Here is a 1,296-nt window from a genome sequence, read left to right as displayed (position 1 = left end):
AATGTTCTCCAGGCTGCAAACAGCCCCACAGGAAGAGAGGAATCCGACCGAGACGCCTCCGGTTTCCCCCGCGCTCCATCATTTCCGCATCAATGGCAGGCGTTTTGCTCGCCTTGGGGCCTGCGGAGACCGTGGATTCGTTCCTCCGGCGAGCGGTGCCCGAGCATGACGCCTCCCGCCGAAGTGTCATCCGGCGGTCCGCGGCCTCCGCCCCGTTCAACAGTCCCTGCAGGACAGGAGAGCCGCCCTCCGTCGCCCCGAACCGCTCTCTCCGGATCCATCATGAAGAAGCAGACCCCGCCCTCCGATCCCGCCGCCCGGAAGCAGCCCGTGCGCAAGCCGCTTTACATGCAGGTGCGCGAGATCCTGCTCGAGCGCATCCGCGGGGGCGAATGGAAGCCGGGCGAGCAGATCCCGACCGAGCCCGTGCTTGCCTCGCAGTTCGGCGTGTCAATCGGGACCCTCAGGCGCGCCGTCGAGACGCTCGTCGCCGAGTCGATCCTCGTGCGGCGCGAGGGCGCGGGCACCTTCCTCACCACCTACCGCGACACGGGCTACTGGAACAGGTTCCTGATCTTCGGGCCGAAGGAAGGCGGCGGCAGACGCTACGACGAGCGCGTGCTCATGCGCATCGGCCGGGTGCCCCTCACGGAACGCGTCGCCGCGAGCCTGCAGGTGCCGGCCGGCACCGAGGCCACGTGCCTCATGCGTCACTTCTACAAACATCAGCCCGACGGCTCGAAGCGCCTCGTCACCGTGGACGAGATTTACCTTCATCCCGAGCGCTTCAGGGACTTCACGAGAAGCACCTACGAGGACAACTTCCTGCCGACCGATTCGCTCTACAAGTTCTACGACAGGGTTTTCGGCGTCGTGGTGACGAGCCAGAAAAACTCGGTCACGTTCGAGCGCATCACGGGCGAGGAGGCCGCGCGGCTCATGGTCCCCGACGGCTTCGAGTCCATCACCGCCTGGCGCGTCTCGCGCACCTTCGGGCGCCTTCCCGTCGAGGTGCGCATCCATCATTTCGAGGCGGCGACCGTGAAGATCGACATCGACATCGAGTGAGCGCCGGCACCCAGCCTGAGCGTTCCCCGGGACCGGGAAGAGGAGGGCGCGTGCTATCGTGTCACATCCATTAACCGCTCCGGAGATCCTCACCATGCCCATGACGAAGGAAGAGACGCTGCAGTTCCTGCGCGACCATGACGTGCCCTTTGAGATCACCGAGCACCCGGCCGTCTTCAACATGGCGGAGATGGCGGCGGTCGAGCTCCCGTACCCCGAGTGCGACGC

Annotated in this window: 1 protein-coding gene; it reads left to right on the top strand. The window is 65.9% G+C overall.

Annotated features, from left to right (window positions below):
* Positions 1-282 precede the first annotated feature (282 nt).
* Complete coding sequence (locus tag Q4F91_RS13075) at positions 283-1,068, top strand: GntR family transcriptional regulator (protein ID WP_303338172.1); 786 nt, start codon at positions 283-285, stop codon at positions 1,066-1,068.
* Positions 1,069-1,296 lie beyond the last annotated feature (228 nt).

This window comes from Sutterella sp., assembly GCF_030539355.1.
In the GTDB taxonomy this organism is placed as follows: domain Bacteria; phylum Pseudomonadota; class Gammaproteobacteria; order Burkholderiales; family Burkholderiaceae_F; genus Sutterella.
The sequence above is the reverse complement of the archived record's forward strand: the minus strand, read 5'-3'. Positions and strand labels throughout refer to the sequence as shown.

Coding starts and splice junctions, on each gene's coding strand:
- Q4F91_RS13075 (WP_303338172.1), top strand. CDS start 283: ATGAAGAAGCAGACCCCGCCCTCCGATCCCGCCGCCCGGAAGCAGCCC.